The organism is Hymenobacter polaris (genome assembly GCF_012927305.1).
Lineage (GTDB): Bacteria > Bacteroidota > Bacteroidia > Cytophagales > Hymenobacteraceae > Hymenobacter > Hymenobacter polaris.
The window spans coordinates 695,642-711,735 of sequence record NZ_JABBGH010000003.1; the positions used below are offsets into that span (position 1 = coordinate 695,642).

Annotated in this window: 18 protein-coding genes; 10 read left to right on the forward strand and 8 right to left on the reverse strand. The window is 62.9% G+C overall.

Annotated features, from left to right (window positions below):
• Positions 1 to 57: 57 nt before the first annotated feature.
• Both secDF and HHL22_RS19530 read right to left on the reverse strand, forming a co-directional pair.
• The gene (secDF, locus tag HHL22_RS19525; RefSeq protein ID WP_169533068.1) at positions 58 to 3,048 is read right to left on the reverse strand and encodes a protein translocase subunit SecDF; all 2,991 of its coding nucleotides are present in this window, start codon (positions 3,046 to 3,048) and stop codon (positions 58 to 60) included.
• Between the two features lie 136 nt (positions 3,049 to 3,184).
• Positions 3,185 to 3,562, reverse strand: a complete 378-nt coding sequence (locus HHL22_RS19530; protein WP_169533069.1) for a hypothetical protein — start codon at positions 3,560 to 3,562, stop codon at positions 3,185 to 3,187.
• A 119-nt stretch (positions 3,563 to 3,681) separates the two neighbouring features.
• Here HHL22_RS19530 and HHL22_RS19535 point away from each other — a divergent pair, with 119 nt between their 5' ends.
• Positions 3,682 to 5,100, forward strand: a complete 1,419-nt coding sequence (locus HHL22_RS19535; RefSeq protein WP_169533070.1) for a hypothetical protein — start codon at positions 3,682 to 3,684, stop codon at positions 5,098 to 5,100.
• 18 nt (positions 5,101 to 5,118) lie between these two features.
• Here HHL22_RS19535 and HHL22_RS19540 read toward each other — a convergent pair whose 3' ends face one another.
• From HHL22_RS19540 to HHL22_RS19560, 5 genes are all read right to left on the reverse strand, one after another.
• Complete coding sequence (locus HHL22_RS19540; RefSeq protein WP_169533071.1) at positions 5,119 to 5,586, reverse strand: DUF4268 domain-containing protein; 468 nt, start codon at positions 5,584 to 5,586, stop codon at positions 5,119 to 5,121.
• 2 nt (positions 5,587 to 5,588) lie between these two features.
• Complete coding sequence (locus HHL22_RS19545) at positions 5,589 to 6,212, reverse strand: Uma2 family endonuclease (RefSeq protein ID WP_169533072.1); 624 nt, start codon at positions 6,210 to 6,212, stop codon at positions 5,589 to 5,591.
• 62 nt (positions 6,213 to 6,274) lie between these two features.
• Positions 6,275 to 6,901 carry a uridine kinase family protein gene (locus HHL22_RS19550; RefSeq protein WP_169533073.1) on the reverse strand — a complete coding sequence of 209 codons (627 nt, stop codon included), beginning with the start codon at positions 6,899 to 6,901 and terminating at the stop codon, positions 6,275 to 6,277.
• A gap of 37 nt (positions 6,902 to 6,938) precedes the next feature.
• On the reverse strand, positions 6,939 to 7,523 hold the full coding sequence (gene rdgB / locus HHL22_RS19555; protein WP_169533074.1) for an RdgB/HAM1 family non-canonical purine NTP pyrophosphatase: 585 nt from the start codon (positions 7,521 to 7,523) through the stop codon (positions 6,939 to 6,941).
• Positions 7,524 to 7,630: 107 nt separating this feature from the next.
• Positions 7,631 to 8,047, reverse strand: coding sequence for a hypothetical protein (locus HHL22_RS19560; RefSeq protein WP_169533075.1), 417 nt, complete (start codon positions 8,045 to 8,047; stop codon positions 7,631 to 7,633).
• A gap of 216 nt (positions 8,048 to 8,263) precedes the next feature.
• Between HHL22_RS19560 and HHL22_RS19565 the strand changes: the two genes are divergently transcribed.
• The 9 genes from HHL22_RS19565 to HHL22_RS19605 all read left to right on the forward strand — a co-directional run bounded on the left by HHL22_RS19565 (position 8,264) and on the right by HHL22_RS19605 (position 15,424).
• Positions 8,264 to 8,533: a type B 50S ribosomal protein L31 gene (locus HHL22_RS19565; protein WP_169533076.1), complete on the forward strand. Its 270-nt coding sequence runs from the start codon at positions 8,264 to 8,266 to the stop codon at positions 8,531 to 8,533.
• Positions 8,534 to 8,702: 169 nt separating this feature from the next.
• Positions 8,703 to 9,923, forward strand: a complete 1,221-nt coding sequence (locus HHL22_RS19570) for a GlmU family protein (protein ID WP_169533077.1) — start codon at positions 8,703 to 8,705, stop codon at positions 9,921 to 9,923.
• Positions 9,924 to 9,960: 37 nt separating this feature from the next.
• Positions 9,961 to 10,194, forward strand: coding sequence for a hypothetical protein (locus tag HHL22_RS19575; RefSeq protein WP_169533078.1), 234 nt, complete (start codon positions 9,961 to 9,963; stop codon positions 10,192 to 10,194).
• Positions 10,195 to 10,331: 137 nt separating this feature from the next.
• Complete coding sequence (locus tag HHL22_RS19580; protein ID WP_169533079.1) at positions 10,332 to 10,631, forward strand: hypothetical protein; 300 nt, start codon at positions 10,332 to 10,334, stop codon at positions 10,629 to 10,631.
• Between the two features lie 3 nt (positions 10,632 to 10,634).
• Positions 10,635 to 11,768, forward strand: coding sequence for a DNA polymerase III subunit (locus tag HHL22_RS19585; protein WP_169533080.1), 1,134 nt, complete (start codon positions 10,635 to 10,637; stop codon positions 11,766 to 11,768).
• A gap of 84 nt (positions 11,769 to 11,852) precedes the next feature.
• Positions 11,853 to 12,779 carry a DUF2279 domain-containing protein gene (locus HHL22_RS19590; RefSeq protein ID WP_169533081.1) on the forward strand — a complete coding sequence of 309 codons (927 nt, stop codon included), beginning with the start codon at positions 11,853 to 11,855 and terminating at the stop codon, positions 12,777 to 12,779.
• A 90-nt stretch (positions 12,780 to 12,869) separates the two neighbouring features.
• The gene (hemC, locus tag HHL22_RS19595) at positions 12,870 to 13,805 is read left to right on the forward strand and encodes a hydroxymethylbilane synthase (RefSeq protein ID WP_169533082.1); all 936 of its coding nucleotides are present in this window, start codon (positions 12,870 to 12,872) and stop codon (positions 13,803 to 13,805) included.
• A 57-nt stretch (positions 13,806 to 13,862) separates the two neighbouring features.
• Positions 13,863 to 14,504 carry a peptidylprolyl isomerase gene (locus tag HHL22_RS19600; protein ID WP_169533083.1) on the forward strand — a complete coding sequence of 214 codons (642 nt, stop codon included), beginning with the start codon at positions 13,863 to 13,865 and terminating at the stop codon, positions 14,502 to 14,504.
• 14 nt (positions 14,505 to 14,518) lie between these two features.
• Complete coding sequence (locus HHL22_RS19605; RefSeq protein WP_169533084.1) at positions 14,519 to 15,424, forward strand: SDR family oxidoreductase; 906 nt, start codon at positions 14,519 to 14,521, stop codon at positions 15,422 to 15,424.
• A gap of 154 nt (positions 15,425 to 15,578) precedes the next feature.
• Here the strand turns inward: HHL22_RS19605 and HHL22_RS19610 are convergent, their stop codons facing one another.
• Positions 15,579 to 15,782 (reverse strand): hypothetical protein, encoded by a 204-nt coding sequence (locus HHL22_RS19610; RefSeq protein WP_169533085.1) that lies wholly within the window; start codon positions 15,780 to 15,782, stop codon positions 15,579 to 15,581.
• Between the last annotated feature and the right edge of the window lie 312 nt (positions 15,783 to 16,094).

Below are 16,094 nucleotides of genomic sequence, written 5' to 3' on the forward strand. Positions count from 1 at the left end.
AAAAAAAGCCCGGCCGCTAGGGCCGGGCTTTTTGGTAGCTAAGGGGCTAGGCTGGGCCTAGGCAGTGGCCGTGTCGAGGCGCGGGGCGGCGCCCGATACCGGCGTAACATCCTCACCGGCGGCGCGGCGCGCGGCTTCCTCTTTCTTCCCGTAGGTGTCAAGAATGATGGGCGTGGCGATAAACAGCGACGAGTACGTGCCGAAGATGATACCCACAATCATGGCAAACGAGAACGAGCGCAGCGTTTCGCCGCCGAAGATGTAGAGCACCAGCACCACCAGGAACACCGTGGTGAACGTAATCATGGTGCGCGAGAACGTCGAGTTCAGGGCCGGGTTCACTACCTGCGCGAAGGTAAGCTTGGGGTTGTTGCGCAGGTACTCGCGGATGCGGTCGTAGATAACCACTGTATCGTTCATTGAGAAACCGATGATGGCGAGTACGGCGGCCACGAAAATCTGGTCCATCTCGTAGTTCAGGCCGAAGGCGCGCGCGATGGGGTAGGAGGCAATTACCAGCAGCGCATCGTGGAAGAGGGCGATAACGGCGGCCATCGAGTACTGCCACTTCTCGAAGCGGAACAGCACGTAGACGAAGATACCTAGCAGCGCCAGCGAGAGGCTCAGCACCGACGTGCGCTTGATGTCGTCGGCGATGGTGGCGCCCACCTTGGAGGTTGATTGGATAACGGGCGCGTCGGCGGCGTAGCGGCGCAGGCCACCGTCGAGGGCGGTGCGCACCTGCTTATCGGCATCCTGGCTTTCGTCGTTGGCCAGGTAGCCGGTGGTGATGGCGAGGCGGTCGGGCTGGCCGTACTGCTTCACTTCGAGGCCGGCGCCCTTAAAGTCGGGCAGCAGCGAAGTGCGCACGGCCGAGGCGTCCATGGGCTTGTTGAAGTCCACGATGTAGGAGCGGCCGCCGCGGAAATCGACCCCTAGGTTGGGGCCGCCCTGCACGTACATCAGCACGAAACCAGTCACAATTACGATGGTCGAGAAGGCGTAAGCGATTTTGCGCTTGCCCACGATGTCGAAGTTCACGTTCTTGAACAGGTTGCGCGAGAGGAAGGTCGAGAAGGTGATAGCGCTCGTGTCCTTGCCTTTGATGAGTGCCTCGATGATGAGGCGCGACACGTACACCGCCGACAAAAACGAGGTGAAGATGCCGATGAGTAGCGTGACGGCGAAGTTCTGCACCGGGCCCGTGCCGAAGAAAAACAGCAGCAAGCCAATGATAAACGTGGTCACGTTGGAGTCGAAGATGGCCGAGAAGGCGCGGCTGTAGCCGGCATTTACGGCGTCGTGCAGCGGCACGCCGTGGTCGAGTTCTTCCCGTATCCGCTCGAAGATGAGCACGTTGGCATCAACTGAGGAAGCAATAACCAGAATCAGGCCGGCGATGCCGGGCAGCGTGAGGGCCGTGCCAAACTGCGCTAGTACCCCTAGGACAAGGAACATGTTGAAGAGTAGCGCGGCATCGGCCACCAGGCCGGCGCGGCCGTAGTACACGGCCATGAAAAGCATGATAATCACCAGGCCGGCTACCGACGAGTAGAGGCCCTGGTTGATGGCTTCCTGGCCGAGCGAGGGACCTACCACGGCTTCTTCCACAATGCGGGTGGGGGCGGGCAGCTTACCGGCTTTCAGCACCTGGGCTAGGTCCTGGGCTTCTTCGATGGTGAAGTTGCCTGAAATCTGGGTGCTGCCGCCGGTAATCTCGCTCTGCACCACCGGGGCCGAGTACACCACGTCGTCGAGCACCACGGCCACTTGCTTGCCAATGTTGGCGCCCGTCATTTTGGCCCACTTGCGCGCGCCGTTGGTGTTCATGGTCATGCTCACCTCGGGGCGGCCGTTCTGGTCGTAGTCCTGGCGGGCATCGCTCACTACCTCGCCGCTTACGGGGGCGGCAATGGCGCCGGTGCGGTCCTTTTTCACCGCGATAAGGGGCAGGTATTGCTGCTTGTTCAGCTCCTGGGGCTTGTTTTCGTAGAGCAGCGCCATGGTGGGCGGCAGGGTGGCCAGGGCCTCGGGCGTGCGCATGAGGCGGTTGAACTGGGCCGTGTCGCGCAGGCTAACGCTCAGCCCACCGGGGCCGGCCACCAGCAGGCGCGAGAGCGGGCCGCCTTGCTGCGCTTTGGTCGAGTCGGTTTTGGCGGTGGCTACGGGCTTCTTGGCCAGCTTGGCGGCCAGCGAGGTCGTGTCGCCGGTGGCGGCAGCTTTGGCCGCTACGGCGGCGTCGGCCTGGGCGGCGGGGCTAGCGGCCTTCTCCTTGGCGGCCAAAGTCTGGTCGAGTTGGCCCAGGTAGGGCGCTACTTCCTGCTGGGGCCATACTTCGTAGAATTCCAGCTTGGCCTGGCCCTGCAGCAGCTTGCGCACGCGGTCGGGGTTGTCCACGCCCGGCAGCTCCACCTGGATGCGGCCGGTGCCCTTCACCCGCTGAATGTTGGGCTGGTTCACGCCAAACTTGTCCACGCGCTTGCGCAGGATGTCGAACGAGCGCCCGATAGCGTCTTCCTCTTCCTTATCAATGGCGCTGATAACCTTGCTGTCGGGGCTGTTGAGGTCGATGCCGCGGTCCTTGTTCACCGAGTTGGCGAACAGGCGAGCCAGCTTCTGGCCGGGCGCCACCTCCTGGTAAGCCTGGTAAAACAAAGTGGTGAAGGCCGTGCCCGAATTGGTTTTCTGGCGCTCCTGGGCTAGGGCCAGGGCTTTGTTAAAGGCGGGGTCTTTGGAGTTGTTGGCCATGGCCCGCACGATTTCCACCGGCGATACTTCCAGTGTCACGTGCATGCCGCCCTTCAGGTCGAGGCCCAGGCCCAACTCGCTCTGCTTCACATCGCGGTAGGTGTAGGAGCCAAACACCGGGGCGCGCCACACCGAGTCGAGGTAGTGCTGGCGCAGGCTTTCGTTGAGCTGGCCGTTTTTGGTGGCGTAGACCACCGCCTTGTCCTGCACCTGCCGCGAGATGTAGGTGAAGAATAAAAAGTACGCGCACAGCACCGATACGACGGCGGTAAGCGCGATAATAAGACCCTTGTTACGCATTATGTTGAATGTAATAAATATGCAAGATGTAGAAATGTGAAAATGGTTAATGTGGAAAAGAACGAGGATGCTATAAGGCTAGCTTTACTAACGAGCATCAGCACATTCTTACATCTCCCACATTTTCACATCCTCCCTAGGGGGCCTGGGCTTGCAAAGCCGTGCCCAGCAGGCGCTGGCGGCACAGCTGGGCCACGAAGGCGGCCGCGGCGCCCCGCGGCGCGGCGGCCACGGCGCGGTGCGCCAGGCGTGGCCGCCAGGCGGCGGGCAGCGCAATCGGCAGCCAGCCCAGGGCCGCCGGCGCCACGTAGTGGGCTAGGGGCGAGGCGGCTTCTAATAGCACCCGCTGCTTGATGACGGTGGCGCGCGGCGCGGCGCTGGCGCTGCTGCCCACCGGCGGGGCCGGGCGCAGCAGCGTGACCGTGCGGCCATTGAGGCCGAGCAGCAGCAGCAGCGGCAAGGCCAGCAGGGCCACGCGCACCAAGTGCTTAAACTGACTCACGGAATTGGACATAAAACGGACAGGGCTACAAATATAGCTAGCTGCCGTGACTAGCGGCAAGCTCAACGGTAAGCGGAGCGGCAGCGCGTACTTTTGGGCTTATGCGAAATGTCCTGTTGATACTTGGTTGGGTGCTAATACAGTCTTGGCCGGCCCTAGGGCAAGCGCCCGGCCCCGCCGTGCGCGTCGAAGTGAGCCGGATGCATTGCCTGGTGCGGTTTGTGGCCACCGTGGCGGGCGGCCGCGATGGCTACCGGGGCACCCGCCGGGTATTTGAGCAAAGCCGCTTCAACACGCCCGCCGCCCGCCGCTGGCTGCGCCGCTACCGCCAGCTCGACCACGACCCCACCTACCAGCGCGAGGACTACCCCGCTGGCCGCCTAGGGGCGCAGGCCAGCTTCGAGCCCGCTTACCTGGCCGCGGCCGCCGACGCCGCTGACCTGCCCGACTTGCAGCGCCGCACGGTGGGCCTGCTGCCCAACGAGGTGCTGGTGAGCCTCGACAGCGTGTACCGCTACTTCGCGCCTGCCTTCGATACGCTGGCCTGGCAGCCCCACGCCGCCGAGCTGGCCCGCCTGCGCGAGGCGTATAGCAAGTACTTAGCTGATAATAAGTTGATGCAGCAGTTTGGCCAGCTGCGCGCCTTTTATGGCAGCGTGTGGCCCGATGCGCTGCCCTACCGCGTGCTGCTCAATCCGCAGCTGGATGCCGGGGCCAGCTTCACCAACAAAGCCCACGCCCTGGGCAACTTGGTGCTGCTCGACTGCCACCCCACCTCGCGCGAGTTTGTGGGCGGCTCGGCCGTGGTGTTTCACGAAATGAGCCATACCCTCTCCACGCAGCAGCGCCGCGCCCTGCAAGTGAGCCTCGAAAGCTGGTACCAGCACAACCCTTCGCCCAGCCGGCGCTACGCTTACCACTTGCTGGAAGAAGCCCTGGCTACGGTGGCCGGCGAGTGGCTCTACGCCCAGCAAGCGGGCCAGCCCGAAGCTGGCGAGTGGTATGCCGACGACTACATCGACCGCTATGCCAAGGCGCTTTACCCGCTGATGACCAACTATGTGCAGCGCGGCCAGGAAATCGACAGCGCCTTCGTAGCCCAGTCCATTGCCGCCTTCGACCGCACCTTCCCGCAGGCAGCTACCGACTACGTAAACCTCTTTCGCTACGTGCTATACTGGACCGATACCGACGATGCGCAGGCAACGTACTTGCCCTTTCAGGAGCGCTTCCGCAGCACGTTTACCTACAGCGTTACCCCCATTTTAAACCAAGCCAGCGGCTTGGCAAAAGCGCAGGGCGGTGACTACCTGCCGGTTATTCTCGTCACGCGGCAGCACGCGGCCACCCTGCGCTACCTGCGCCAGCACCTGCCCGCCCTGCGCCGCCACCGCCTACCTGCCAAGCGCAGCTTTGTGCTGAGCACCACCGGGCCTGCCGGCCCGCTCGTGCTAGTGTGCGCCCACACCGACGCCCAGCTAGCCCGCGCCGCCGAGCTGCTGGCTAAGCAAGGCCGTCTCGACCCCGCCCGGCTCTTTACCGAGCTATAGACCCTATGGCCTAGGCTCTTACAGCTCGCGCAATTCCTCGAAGGCGTATTGCGCGCCGCTCCAAAAGGCATCGAGCGCAATGAGCCGGGGCTTAAAAAACGAAATCAGCGCCGGCCAGTCGTCGCGGCTGAATACGTTGGCGGGCGCCAGCTCCTGGTAGATGCGGGCTACCGGCTGGCCGTGCTCGTTCTGCGCGTGCAGCTCCCAGCGCCAGGTTTCGCCCAGCTCCTCGTGCAGCATACCTTGCAGCTCCCGAAACTGCTCGAAGAATAATTCGCGCACGCTGGCGTCGGCCTGCGTTAGCTCGATGGCGATGCTGGCGCGGCGGTTGTCGGCCTGCAGCGCGAAGCGCACGCCCTTGAGGCCCGTTTTGTAATTTATCCAGTTGGTGGGCAGGCCCTCGGCCGAAAGCACCGGGGCCATATACTGCCCAAATGCCGTCCAGAAGGCCTGGCGCAACTGGCTGGCTTCGGCTTTGCTATACACGCTTACTGCTCAGTGTTAGGCCCTAGGCGGCGCAGCGGCCGCAAGTCGAGCTGGAAGCCGGGTAGCACGGGTTCCCCGCTCAGCGCCTGGTCGTAGCCCTGCACGGTTGCGGCCGGCTGGCCGGGCCGGTACACGTAGGCCGTTTCGTTGGCCACGTCCAGTAAAAAGCCCAGCTGCACCCCGTTGGCTAGGTAGTCGGCCATCTTGGTTTGTAAATCGGCCAGGCTATCCGAGGGCGACTTCACCTCCACCACAAACTCGGGGCACACCGGCGGAAACTTGCGGCGCTGCTCGGGCGTGAGCTGGGCCCAGCCGACCTCGCTCAGCCAGGCCGCATCGGGCGAGCGCACCGCGCCATCGGGCAGCTTGAAGCCGGCCGACGACTCGTAGGTGTGGCCTAGGCGGCGTTGGCGGTTCCAGAGCCAAAGCTGGCCGTGTACTTCACCACTTGATTCGCTTGATTCGGAGCCGGCGGGGGGCATAATAATGATTTCCTGGTGGGCATTGCGCTCGAAGCTGAGCGCGGGATTGGCCTGGCACAGCTCAAAAAAATCGTCGTCGCTCAGCCGCGTTAGCGCCGTGCCGTGCAGCACGGGCAGCTCCGGAAACTCGTAGGAAGGCCGCATAGTCGCTAAAAACAAAGTAGTTGCTTACCTCACTAAGATACGCCTAGCCGCCGCGCCGGGCCCTAGGCCGAGGTGCTCACCCGCCCGCGCAGGTAGCCAATCAGCACGTCGAGGCCGTTTTCGAAGTGCTTGTTGTTCGGAATGATAATGTCGGCCTCGCCCCGGAAAGGCTTGATGTACTTGTCGTAGGTAGGCGACACGTGGTTGCTGTACTGATACAGAATAGTATCCAGCGTGAGGCCCCGCTCAATCTGGTCGCGCACGATGCGGCGGTGCAGCTTCACGTGCTCCTGGGCATCGATGAACACCTTGAGGTCGAGCAGCTTGGCAATTTCCTCGAAGTAAAAGACGAAGATGCCTTCTACCACCACAATGGGCGCCGGGCGCAGCACCAGCTCGCGGGGTACGGCGCCGGGCGTATTAAAAGTGTACTCGGGCCGGCGCACTTCGTGGCCTTCGCGCAGGCGCTGCACGTCGTGGGCGTAGGCATCCGAATCGATGCTGCCCGGCAAGTCGAAGTTGGTAACTCCTTGCTCATCCGAGACTTGCAGGTGAAAGGGGTGGTAGTAGTTGTCCTGCGAAATCAAACAGATGTCGCTTTCGGGAAAAGCCGCCAGCAGGCGCTTCAGGAAGGTGGTTTTGCCCGAGGCGCTGCCACCCGTGATGCCGACGAGATAGGGATGCTGCATAACGGGGGGCAAAGGTAGGGCCGGGGCCGGTGGCGCGTTAGGGGTTGGCGCGCAAAAATGCCGCCAGCGCCGCCACGGCCCGCGCCCGGTGGCTGAGCAGGTTTTTCTCGTCTAGGCTCATCTCGGCGAAGGTGCGGCCATCGCCCTCGCTGGGAATAAAGAGGGGGTCGTAGCCAAAGTTGCCGCGGCCAATGGGCGCGGCCGCAATGCTGCCCCGCACCTCGCCGCTAAACTCGTGCACGTCGTCGGCGCCAAGCACCAGCGCGATGACGGTGCGGAAGCAGGCGGCGCGGTGGGGCTCGGTGGCCAGCTCGCGCAGAAGCTTGGCCATATTGTCGGCGGCCGAGCGCTGGGGGCCGGCGTAGCGGGCCGAGTACACGCCCGGCGCACCCCCTAGGGCCGGCACCTCCAGGCCCGTATCGTCGGCAAAGCAGGCCACGCCATAGTAGTCCCACACGTACTGGGCCTTCTGGCGGGCGTTGCCGGCCAGGGTTTCCTGGGTTTCGGGTAGCTCTTCGTGGCAGCCCAGGTCGGCCAGCGTCAGCAGCTGCACCTGGGGCGGCAGCAGCGGGCGAATCTCAGCGAGCTTGTGGGCATTGTTGGAGGCAAAGCAAAGGCGCATGGCAGGGCGAAATGACCGAAGAAAATTTTTGGTAAAATTCGATATTTTTTTGTCCTGCGCCGAGTTGGCCCGTTCGCAGCGGCCCACGCGGCGCCTAGGGGCCTGCCCTACCGAAACATCGCTTTGATGGTGCGCCACGAGCGTGCTACTAGCCCGGTAGTGGCCGGCCCGGCGGGGGGGGAGGCGTGGCTGGGGCCGGGCCCGCGCAGGGTGAGGCGATAGCGCCCCGGCCTCGGCCGCCGCCCCGCGCGGCCCTGGTAGAGGCTGGTAGGGGCGTAGAGATAAGAGCGCGGCCCGCTGGGCGGCACGGTGGTAAAGCTGCTAAAGTCAGCCTGGTGGGTCAGCTTACGGCTGAGGCCAGAACCCAACAGATTGGTTTCAGGGCTCACCCCCTGCCCCGCGCGCCCTGCCGGGCTCGTGTGGCGGGCCGCGAAAAGCAGGGGCAGGGCAGCCAGTAGCCCAGCCAGCCCTAGGCCCAGGCGCGGCCCAAAGCGCGGAAGCAGGTAAGAAAAGCGGGGGCGCATAAGCAAGGACGAGTCGCGGAAGACCTGGCTGCTAAAAGTAGGCCGGCGGGTAGCAAGTGTACGCTGCGGGCGGCGGCTAGTGGGCGCCGCGGGCTTCGATGTCGCTCAGGCCCTAGGGTTTAGCGAGGGGCGGCTTGTTTTTGTGGGGGGCAATGCGTAATTTTGCAGCCCCTTCCGCAAAATCGGCAGGGTTAACAGGCAAAACGGCCCTCCGATATGAAAAAGGACACGCACCCCGAATACCGCCAGGTAGTTTTCCAGGACACCTCGTCGGACTTTAAATTCCTGACCCGCTCCACGATGTCGTCGGGCGAGACCATCCAGTGGGAAGACGGTAACACCTACCCGGTTATCAAGATTGAAGTGAGCAGCGCCTCGCACCCCTTCTACACCGGCAAAAACATGTTTATCGACACGGCCGGCCGCGTGGAGAAATTCCGCAGCCGCTACGCCAAGAAAGAGCAGAACAGCGCGGGTAAAGAATAGCTTTTTAAGCTGTTAGCTCGTAGCTGCTGGCTGTTGGCTGTTTTGCAGGAAGCTCCTTTTGGCTTAGCTAAAAGGAGCTTCTTCGCGTTTGGCCCCGCCGGCCGGTTGTACTTTCGGCCCCCTAGCAAAAAGCTAACAGCCAATAGCTGCTGGCTACTAGCCTAAAAAAATGCACCTACTGCTGTTCGACGACCCGGCCATTTGGCCGCACCTGCTGCCGCTTACCTACACGCGGCCGGTGGCGGCGCTGCGCTGCGGCATCCTCACGGTGGCCGAGAAGTGGCAGCGCCGGCTGGGCAGCCCCTCGGTGGGCTACCTCACCCAGCCTTACCTGCAAGCGAAGTTTGCGGCCGGCGACGTGGCCGGGCCTACGCTGGTAGTGAACGGCGCCGCCTGCCCCGACGACCTGCTGGTGCGCCAGGTGCAGGCCCTATTCCCCGGCCAAGCCCTGTACTGCAACGATACGCTTATTGCCGCGCACCTCGCCGACGGCAGCCAAGTGGCCGAGCTGGTGCAGGATGGCCTCGACGTGACCCAGGCCTGCGAGGACGTGTCGTTGCTGACGCGGCCCTGGCACCTGTTTCTGCGCAATGGGGCCGAAATCCGCCGCGATTTTGCGCTGCTCACCGCCGGGCGCACCTCGCAGCCGGTAAACGACGCGCCCACCATCGTGTATGCCCCGGAGAATATTTTTATTGAGGAGGGCGTCAAGATTCGGGCCGCCATTCTCAACGCCGAGAAAGGGCCCATCTACCTGGGGCGCAACTCGGAGGTGCAGGAAGGCGGCATTTTGAAGGGGCCACTGGCCCTAGGGGAGGGCGCGGTGGTGAACGCCGGCGCCCGCCTGCGCGGCGACAATACCATCGGGCCTTACTGCAAAGTGGGCGGCGAAATTGGCAATAGCATCTTGATGGGCCACAGCAACAAGGGCCACGACGGCTACCTCGGCAACTCGGTGGTGGGCGAGTGGTGCAACCTGGGGGCCGACACCAATACCTCAAACCTCAAGAACAACTATGCCCCGGTGAGGGTATGGAGCCACGCGGCCAAGCGCTTCGTGAACACCGGCCAGACCTTCTGCGGCCTGCTGATGGGCGACCACGCCAAGGCCGGCATCAACACCATGTTCAACACCGGGACGGTAGTGGGCGTAGGGGCCAACGTATTTGGCGCGGGCTTCCCCCGACAGTTCGTGCCCAGCTTCAGCTGGGGCGGTCCGGCTGGCTTCGAGACCTTTAAGCTCGACAAATTTGCGGAGGTGGCCGAGCGCGTGCTGGCCCGCCGCGGCCTAGGGTACGATGCGGCCGACCAAGCCATTATGGCCGAAGTGTTTCGGCTGACGGCCGAGGATAGGGCTTGGGAGAAAACCAAGGGCGATGCAAGCATATAAAAAAGGGCTATTTGCTTTCGGTGCGTTTAGCTTGTTAGTGAATCTGCTGCTAAGCGTGGGGCACCTGCTCATCGCCAAATCACCCGAGGCGCTGGCCCACAGCGCCGCCTACCTGCTGCTGAGCGGTGGTGGACTGTTGGGGCTGCGCTGGTTTTTGCGCAAAGACCTGCCTTGGGTCAGCACCACCCTAGGGGCCCTGGGCCTGGTGGTCCTAACGGTTATCCTGATTACGGCAACGGACTTCGTGTTTCCCTACCAACCCGCCAAGTAGCCCAGCCCGGCGCAGTGCTTGCGTATTCCGCAGCGCGGTTTCGGGGTCGGGGTACAGCCAGCCCGGCGCGGCCTAGGGGCACGAATAAGCATCAGGTGTTATTTTTCAATCCTCATCCACCTTTCCACGCGCTACCCATGCAGCCTGCCGAAATCAACGTGCCCAAAACGGATGCCCTCGCCTACTTGCTAGGGGGCATAGGATTGCTCGCCATCTCGGCGCTGCCCATTATGAGCCTGGCGCTGTCGGCAGTGCAGCCCGTGGCTAAGCTGGTTCTTGGCCTTTACTGGCTACTGGGCGCCGGGCTGCTGTGGTGGGCCGTGCGCCGCTTCACGGGCCTAGGCGAGCGCCTGGCGGCCGTGGTAGGCATCGTTATCGGCTGGTACATCGTGCTCCAGCTACTGATGGTGCTGGAAACAATGGTTTTTAGATTTTAAGCGTTGCAGTTTCAAGATATTCCCAATCAACTGGTCCTCAAAGACGTGCTGCGCCAATCGGTGCAGCGCGGCCACGTGGCGCACGCTCAGCTGTTTCGCGGGGCCGAGGGCTCGGCGGCGCTGGCCCTGGCGCTGGCCTACGCCCAGTACCTCAACTGCGAGGAGCGGCCCCTAGGCGCGCTTGATAGCTGCGGCCACTGCCCGGCCTGCCTAAAAACCAGCAAGCTGGCGCACCCCGACCTCAATTTCATCCTGCCCACTACCACGACCAAGGCCGTGCCTAAGGATGCCACCAGCGCCAAGTTCATGGGCGAGTGGCGCACCTTTTTGGCCGAGGGGCCCTACCAGGGCTTCAACGACTGGATGCAGCACATCGGGGCCGAGAACAAGCAGGGAAGCATCTCGAAGGAAGAAGCTGGGCAGCTGCTGAAGCTGGTGAGTCTCAAAGCGTTTGAGGCGCGCTTTAAAATCGTGCTGCTCTGGCTGCCCGAGCTGATGCACCCGGCCGCCGCCAACGCCGTGCTCAAGCTGCTGGAAGAGCCGCCGCCCGCCACCGTGTTTCTGCTGGTTAGCCACGAGCCCGAGCGCCTGCTGCCCACCATTCTGAGCCGGGTGCAGCCGGTGGTGGTGCGTCCCTTTTCGGAAGACGACCTGACCACCTACCTGACCACGCACTACCACGTGCCCGAGGTGAAGGCGCGCCAGGTGGCCCAGCTGGCCGAAGGCAACCTAGGGGCCGCCATTGCTGGCCGCGACCAAAGCGCCGACCACGACTACGCCGAGTTCTTTATTAAGTGGATGCGCAAGTGCTTCTCGGCCAAGATGGTGGACTTGCTAAGCCTGGCCGACGAGTTTCAGAAGATGGGCCGCGAAAACCAGAAAGAGCAGCTTAGCTTTTCCCTAGGGCTGCTGCGCAAGGTGCTGCTCTTCGGCCTCGACCCGGCGCTGGTGCCCCACCTGCCAGCCCAGGAGCAGCAGTTCGTGCAGGGCTTCAGCCGGTTTGTGACGCTCCGCAACGCCGACCAGCTCAGCGAGGAGCTGAACACGGCCCACTACCACATCGAACGCAACGCCAACCCGCGCATGGTGTTCGTCGATGCCTCGCTGCGCCTAGGCCAGCAGCTGCGCCGGGCGTAACGTACCGTGGACTCTGCGAGTCCGCGCGTTTGAACGGCCAGTGCTACACGCGCGGACTCGCAGAGTCCACGGTACTTTTGCCCTATGCGCCGCCTGCTAGCCCTCGTCTTACTTGCCAGCTTGCCCCTAGGGCCGGCCCGGGCGCAGGCCGTGCCCGACCCGGCCGCCGATGCCGGCCTGCACCAGGGGCGCTTTATTGGCGTAGTAGCGGGCACAGTGGTGGTGTACGCGCTCACCAGCTACTTCCTGGGCAAAACCTGGTACACCAAGCGCGTGCCTTTCCACTCGTTCAACGACAATGGCGAATGGCTGCAAATGGACAAGGTGGGCCACGCCACCACGGCCTACGCCATCGGCCAGGGCGAGTACCAGCTCTTTCGGTGGAGCGGGGTCAACGAACGGGCCAGCATCCTCACCGGCGGGCTCATCTCGCTGCTCTACCAAACCACCATCGAGCTGTTCGATGGGCGCTCGGAGGGCTGGGGCTTCTCGAAGGGCGACATGGCCGCCAACCTCGCCGGCATTGGCTTGTTTATGGGCCAGCAATACGGCTTTGGCGAGCAGAAGGTGAGTTTGCGCTACGGCTGGCGGCGCAGCCTCTACCCCCAATACCGCCCCAATTTGCTGGGCAAAAACATTGGTAACCAGATGCTCAAGGACTACAACGGCCAGCAGTACTGGCTGTCGGTGAACGTGGCGTCGGTGCTGCCGGTGGGCCCTTCGTTTCCGCGCTGGCTGAATTTGGCCGTGGGCTACAGCGGCAGCGGCCTGACGGGCGGCCACGCCAACCCACCCTACTTCGACCCCAGCACCGGCCAGGAAGTGAAACTTACCCGCTACCGCCAGTTTTACCTCGCGCCCGACGTGAGCCTAGGGCGCCTGCCGGGCCTCAACTACACCGGCCAGCAGCTGCTCAGTGCCGGCCAGTTTTTCAAGATTCCCGCGCCATCCGTCGAGTATAGCGGACTGCACGGCGTGCGGTTTCACCCCTTGTTTGTTTCTAAAGACTAAGCGCGAGGTTAAAATAGGTTTCGCAAGGTTGAATACTCAGGTTGCGAAACCTGTTTTACCCTCGCGAAACTTCGCGCTTTAACTAGTTATATGCCCGATACTCCTATCCGCCTCGCCACCCGCGCCTCGCGCCTCGCGCTGTGGCAAGCCGAGCACGTAGCCGCCCTGCTCAAGCAAGCTGGCCTGCCCACCGAAATAGTGCCCATGCAAACCGTGGGCGACAAAGTGCTCGACCGCTCGCTGGCCAAAATCGGGGCCAAGGGCGTATTCACCGAAGAGTTGGAAGAAAGCCTGCGCCTGGGCGATACGCACCTAGCCATTCATTCGGCCAAGGACGTGCAAAGCACCCTGCCGCCCGACCTGGAGCTGCTGGCTTTTCTGGAGCGCGAGAAGACTAACGATGTGGTAGTCAGTTTCCAAGAGAATTTCGAGCTAACGCGGCCCGGTATTGTGCTGGGCACCAGCAGCACGCGCCGCCGGGCGCTGCTGCGCCGCTTCTACCCGCAGGCCAACCTGGTGGAGATGCGCGGCAATTTGCAAACCCGCCTCCGCAAACTCGAAGAAGGCCAGGCCGACGCCCTGGTGCTGGCCTACGCCGGCGTGCACCGCATGGGCTACAACGCCCTCATCCGCCACGAGCTGCCTACCGCCCGCTTTGTGCCGCCCGTGGGCCAGGGCAGCATCGCGGTAGAGTGCTCGCGCTTTCTGGATGACGAGCTGAAAAATAAGATAAAGCTGGCCCTCGACCACCCCGACACGCACCGCTGCCTGCTGGCCGAGCGGGCCTTTTTGCGCACCATGGAGGGCGGGTGCAGCATCCCCTCGTTTGCCTTGGCTACCCTCACCGACGCGGGCCACATTAGCCTGCACGGCGGCCTGGTGAGCCTAGGGGGCGAGGAGTACGTCGATACCGTGCAAACGGCCCCCGCCGCGCAGGCCGAGGGCCTGGGTATGGCCGTGGCCGAGCGGGTGCTGGGCAGCGGGGGCGCCGCCATTATGGCCAGCATCCGGGAGGCGCGCGGCTAGCGCGGGCAATGCCCCCGGCCTACTTTTGCCTTGTCCCCCGTCGTTTTACCGTTTGCTATGCAGTGGAAATTCCGTTGGCTTGCCGTAGTGGCCCTAGGGCTGGCTGCCCTGAGCGAGCCGGCCCTAGGGGCTAAAAAGCCCCGGCCCGGCAAGAAGGATGAGGTTGTGACCATCAGCACCAGTCTGGGCGACATTCAACTTATCTTGTTTAGCGACACGCCGTTGCACCGGGCTAATTTTTTGAAGAAGGCCCGCGACGGCTACTACAATGGCACTACCTTCCACCGCGTGGTGCCCAACTTTATGGTGCAGGGCGGCGACCCCTACTCGAAGGATGCTGACCCGACCAACGACGGCCAGGGCCCGAGCGGCGAGCCTACCATTCCGGCCGAGCTAAGCGCCGGCCACCGCCACGACTACGGCGCCGTGGCCGCCGCCCGCCAGGCCGATTTCGTGAACCCCAGCCGCGCCAGCAACGCCAGCCAGTTCTACATCGTGGAGAAGCACCAGGGCACGCACTTCCTGGATGGGCAGTACACCGTATTTGGGCAAGTAATTAAGGGGCAAGACGTTATTGATAAGATAGCGGCCCTGCCCCGCGACGCCCGCGACCGCCCCCTGACCGACGTGAAGATGACGATGACGGTAGAGAAGCTGAAAAAAAAGAAGATTGCCGCGCGCTTCGGCTATACCTATTAACGGCGGCCTAGGGTATGAAACTACTGGTAACGGGTGCCAACGGCCTGCTGGGCCAGAAGCTGGCGGCCCTGCTTCTGGCCCAGCCCGCGGTGGAGCTGCTGGCCACCGGGCGCGGCCCCAACCGCCTGGCGCCCTACTTCCCGGCCCTGCGCTACCGCCCGCTCGACGTGACGGATGCTGCCCAGGTGCGCCAGGTGCTGGCCGAGGAGCAGCCCGACTGCCTCATTCACGCCGCGGCCATGACGCAGGTAGACGACTGCGAACTGAACCCCGACGCCTGCTGGCGTCAGAACGTGACGGCCGTGGAGTATTTGGCTGCTGCCTGCGCCGCGCAGGATGTTTACCTGCTCTATCTCAGCACCGATTTTATTTTCAATGGCGAGCACGGCCCGCTGGCCGAAGACGCAGAGCCCGACCCCCTCAGCCACTACGGCCGCAGCAAGCTGGCGGCCGAGCGCGTGGTGCAGGCCACGCCCGGCCTGCGTTGGGGCATTGCCCGCACCGTGCTCGTGTATGGCACGCTGCTCGGCGGCGGCCGCTCCAACCTGGTGCAGTGGGTGCGCGACTCGCTGCGCAATAACCAGACGATTAAAGTAGTAGACGACCAGTACCGCACGCCCACCCTGGCCGAGGACCTGGCCCTAGGGTGCTGGCTGCTGGCCCAGCGGCAGGCGCCGGGCATTTACCACCTCAGCGGCCGCGAAACGCTGACGCCCTACCAAATGGCCCAGCAGGTAGCCGCGTATTTTAATCTAGATGGCACTCTGCTACAGCGCGTCGATGCCAGCACGTTCAGCCAGCCCGGCCGGCGGCCCGCCCGCACCGGCTTCCTCATCGACAAGGCCGCGCGCGAGCTAGGCTACGCGCCCCGCTCGTTTGCCGAGGGCATTGCCCTGCTGGCCCGGCAGCTGCCGGGCTAGGGGCATTAAAAAACCCACCGGTAGTACCAGTGGGTTTTTCAGCTATAAGCCTTCCGCTTCTATGATACTTCGAATTCGATAAGTGGACTCGTATACTGGACCCTAATGGCCGGCTATAGTAGCCAGCGTTGGTATTGGTTGGTACTGAATTGATTTACAGATGCTCGGGCCAGTTGCCGATGAGCATGCCGCCTATCAGCATGGCCGTGCGCTGGCGCAGGCCGGCCTCACCCAGGGCCCGGGGCACTAGGCGGCCGTCGGGCGTTGAAAAGTCGCGACCAGCAGCCAAAGCAGCGTATTCAGCCGCTGCCGAAGCATGTTGGGTAAAAACTGCGGGGTCGCTGTAGGTCGTCTTCATGGGGCTGATATAAATAGCTAGTGAGGTGCTGGGCTGGAATAAGTAATAGGCGTTTTCCCGATACAATTTTACCACGGCTATTGAGCCCCTAAAAGGACATAAGCGCATTTTTTGTGACATTTGCCTTGCCCGAAAATCGCTTCGAAAAGCCCTATTTATTAGATTAATAATCTAAAATTCAGATTTTGAGGTATTAGTTTTATTAGTTCATATAATATTGACTAGTAAATAGTTAAAGTCAAAAATAAAGGCCCTTTCAGAGAGGTATTTTGCTAGCAAGCAAAAGCCCACTAAGTGACTTAGAGATTTAGG